The sequence below is a fragment of the Faecalibacterium sp. An192 genome (genome assembly GCF_002160175.1).
GTDB lineage: Bacteria > Bacillota > Clostridia > Oscillospirales > Ruminococcaceae > Faecalibacterium.
Genome location: NZ_NFKB01000103.1, coordinates 1 through 3,588, shown reverse-complemented (window position 1 = coordinate 3,588; position 3,588 = coordinate 1). Strand labels below are relative to the sequence as shown.

The 3,588-nt window shown below is 49.5% G+C and carries 3 protein-coding genes; all 3 read right to left on the bottom strand.

Features of this window, described 5'->3' with window-relative positions:
* Window positions 1-185 precede the first annotated feature (185 nt).
* Window positions 186-2,141, bottom strand: coding sequence for a recombinase family protein (locus tag B5F27_RS15875; RefSeq protein ID WP_087369021.1), 1,956 nt, complete (start codon window positions 2,139-2,141; stop codon window positions 186-188).
* Window positions 2,142-2,408: 267 nt separating this feature from the next.
* Window positions 2,409-2,570 carry a hypothetical protein gene (locus tag B5F27_RS16875; protein WP_158098275.1) on the bottom strand — a complete coding sequence of 54 codons (162 nt, stop codon included), beginning with the start codon at window positions 2,568-2,570 and terminating at the stop codon, window positions 2,409-2,411.
* Between the two features lie 5 nt (window positions 2,571-2,575).
* Window positions 2,576-3,559 (bottom strand): MobV family relaxase, encoded by a 984-nt coding sequence (mobV, locus tag B5F27_RS15870; protein WP_087369020.1) that lies wholly within the window; start codon window positions 3,557-3,559, stop codon window positions 2,576-2,578.
* Window positions 3,560-3,588: the final 29 nt, after the last annotated feature.

The window sequence follows — 3,588 nt, the reverse complement described above, 5'->3', positions numbered from 1 at the left end:
AGGCCGTGTATTTTTAAGAGTGGTCTCAAAAATACACGCCCACTACATGGAATAATTCTCTCACTGTGAGACTGGGTTTAGCAAGTACGCCGTTTCGTGAGGCGCTTACAGCAAAAAGCCTAACAACGCCAAAAATAAAAGCTGTACCGTGAAATCTCTAATTCTACGGTACAGCTTTTAACTTTCTATATGAGATGGAAAAATTTCAGTGCATCCCTGATTGCCCGCTCTTTTTCCGGCGGACACTGCGGTACTTTAGCATCTTCCTTCTTTGACAGGTTATAATTCTGTCCTACATCCAGACCGCACTTCCGCTTGACCTGGGAGATGTACAGAGAAGATACCTTCAAGCCGCTATGCTCCAGCACATACGTCTTGATCTGCTCATATGTGGCGCCCTTCTGGAACCCGGACATATCCATATCCTCCAGCGAGAACTCCACCCGCACTTTTTTCGAGTCGATTTCTCCCTTGGAAAGCAAAACAACCGTCTCGTGCGTCGATTTTCCGTCCCAATCCAACATATCCACTTCCTGGTCATTAAAGAAGACTGGAATCCGAAAATCAATGCGTTTCAAAATCCGGCCATCCGCCTGCTGCTCGGGGAAGATTTCGACGCGTTTGATAAAGCTCTTCATGAACTCTTTTCTCTCGGCATCTGTAAATTCATCGTAGAGTTGATCGAAACAGACAAGATACTGGTAGATGTTATCGCGGCGGATTTTTTGGCTTCGGACGTTTAGGATTCTGGCCTGGAGTTCGTCGATGGATTTTTCTATGGCTGACATCTCATCGTAAAGGCGATCCTGACGGTCCTGGAGATCCTGGCTCTTGCGCTCATAGTGGGGATCGTCAAAATTCAAGTGGTCAATCTGATCTCCAATATGATTCTTGGCCCCGTTCAGCTGCCGGAGCTTTTTCCGGAGTGCATCCAGCTGCTGCTCCAACTCCCGGGTATCAATGGACTGACCAATTTTGTTCTGGATGGCATTTGAGAATTTGGGGTTGTGAATCAGATTCTGAATTACGGTCACCACTGCATCGTTGATGAAATCTTGACTCCATTGCTTGCTGTAGGTGCACGAATGACCATCGACTTCTTTGCGGTGCTTGCACTGGTAATAGAAATAGTCCCGATACGACTTCCCGTCCGGACCATGCTTTCGGTTGACGTTGCCATACATTCCAGCACCGCAGATGGGGCAGCAGAGAAGCCCGGAAAGAATGTGTTCATGCTCCAGGCTGTGGGTCTTTTCTTTCTTGCCGCCATTGTTTGCACGTTTCTGCTTTGCCAGGTGCCAATCGGCTTCTGAAACGATGGGTTCGTGGATACCATCGTAGAGCATATATTTTTCCTGCTTCACAATATGGTATTGGTTCCGTGTGCCCTGACGCTTTTCGTTGTGCCGGCGTCCGTAAGCCAATTTGCCGCAGTAGATCGGGTTCTCCAGGACACCTCTTACAAAGGCGGCAGAGAAGCTATCCAGCGTGTTATTCTGGCGCTTTTTCTTTTTGTAACCATGGGAATTCAGCCAGATGGCGATTTTGGATACGCCCATCGTGGTGTGAACGTATTTGTCATAAATGATACGGATTACTTCGGCCTCATCTTCGGCAATGATGAGTTCTCCATTTTCCAGCTTGTACCCATAGGGTGCAAAACCGCCGTTCCAGCGACCTTCACGGGCTTTCTGCTTGCGGCCCTCCATGGTCTGCACGAGAATGTTCTCACGCTCGATCTCGGCGACCGCAGATAAAACGGAAATCATCAATTTGCCGCTGTCTTTGGAGCTGTCGATTCCATCTTCCACGCAGATCAGGTTGACGCCGCAATCCTGCATCTTTTGCAGATAGGTAAGAACGTCTGCGGCGTTGCGGCCAAAACGGGACAGTTTGAAAACAAGAACAAAGGAAACCTGGTCTTTGAGCGATTCAATGTCTTGGATCATTTTCAGAAACTCCGGGCGGCCTTCGACACTCTTGCCGGATTTGCCCTCATCTGAATATTCGCCGACAACCACCATGTCCTGGAACTCTGCATACCGCCTGAGTTTCTCTTTTTGGGCATCCAGGCTGTATCCATCCACCTGCATGGCTGTGGAGACTCTGGTGTAGATATAACATTTGGGGTGAGTTTTCATGATAGTACCTCTCGCAATCGTAGTGGTGGATCTGAATAGGGGAGGAGTGACGTGTTATTTCGAGTGGGGATGGTTTGAATTTGGGATAAATTTTAGAGATTCGTAGTTTCAAGAACAAAAATTACAGTAAAAATAACTGTCCCAACTTTATTTTACTATAATCCCAACTGTGCCGTCAATAGTAAAACTGAAATTTTTGCCGAACAGACGATAAAAACAAAGGTGTGGGAGGCCACTGGGACGAATAGGTGACCTCCCACATACATTTTAGGCAGCTATCTGATTTGCCTCACCATCAGCAGGAGCCATCTTATTAGGATGCTCATGTTCAGGTTCATCAGGGAACTTGACCCGGTCGCCGTATTTTTCAATCATACGGGCGAGGAAGTCCATGCACTGATCGAAATACATTTCTTGTTCTCTATTCATGACAGTTATCTTCCTCCCCGCTTCTTTGATAAGGTGTCCAGGTCTCGGTTGGCGTAGGAATCTATAACTTCCGGCGGAATTCGCTCCAATACGGCAAGGGCCTCCTGATACTCCCGCTGGAGCTTGGCATCGTTCAATTTTTTCAGAACGCTCTCGTGGTTTGCTTCTTCCAGGGACTCCGAGAGCTCTTTGTTTTTCTTCTTGAGCTTCTCATTCTCAGCCTTGGTACTGGTGAAGGCCGTACTGTACTTTTTCAGCTGGGTCCGCATTTTCTCCACGGCCGGGATATAGCCGTCCAGCAATTCGGAAATCTCGGCGGCCCGCTTCTTGCCGTTCAAAGGGCCGATGCCGGTCAGCAGCTCGTCCAGCTTCTGGCGCTGCTGGGTGAGGTGGGTCATCTCCTTGAAGATACGAGGCGGGATGTGGTCACGGCCCGTCTGGCTTGCGCTCTCGCCGCGCTCCAGGTCGGGGTACTTAACGACCATGTGTTCCCAGAACTTGTCCTGCCACCAGGTCAGTTTTTTCTTGTTGCCCACAATCTCCTTGGCACTGAGTCTGCCATCTGGCGTCAAGGGGACAAAAGAAAGGTGCATATGGGGCGTCTTCTCGTCCATATGCACCACGGCGGAGATGATAGTTTCTCTGGACTGGTATTGCTCAAAGAAACGGAGTGCTTCCTCAAAATACTGCCGGATTTCGGGCAGCTTCTTGCCCTTGAAGAACTCCGGTGTGGCGGTGAACAGGATCTCTACAAGCCGAACGCTGTCTTTTCTGGTGCGGCATCCAGCGGCGCTGATCTGGCGCTCAGCCTCAGCCCGGTAACGTTGGGGCGGCTCGATCAGGTGGAAGTTTTGCTTGCTGCGGGAAAGATCGATGTCGGGGTTGCTGGCGTATTTTTCTTTTCTGCGTTCGTTATGGGCCTCGATGTTGGTGATCTCCGGCCCCTTGTACTTGGCGAAGCGCATGATGGCGTATTGTGGTTGGCTCAATGGCGGCCCTCCTTTTTGGCAATTCAATC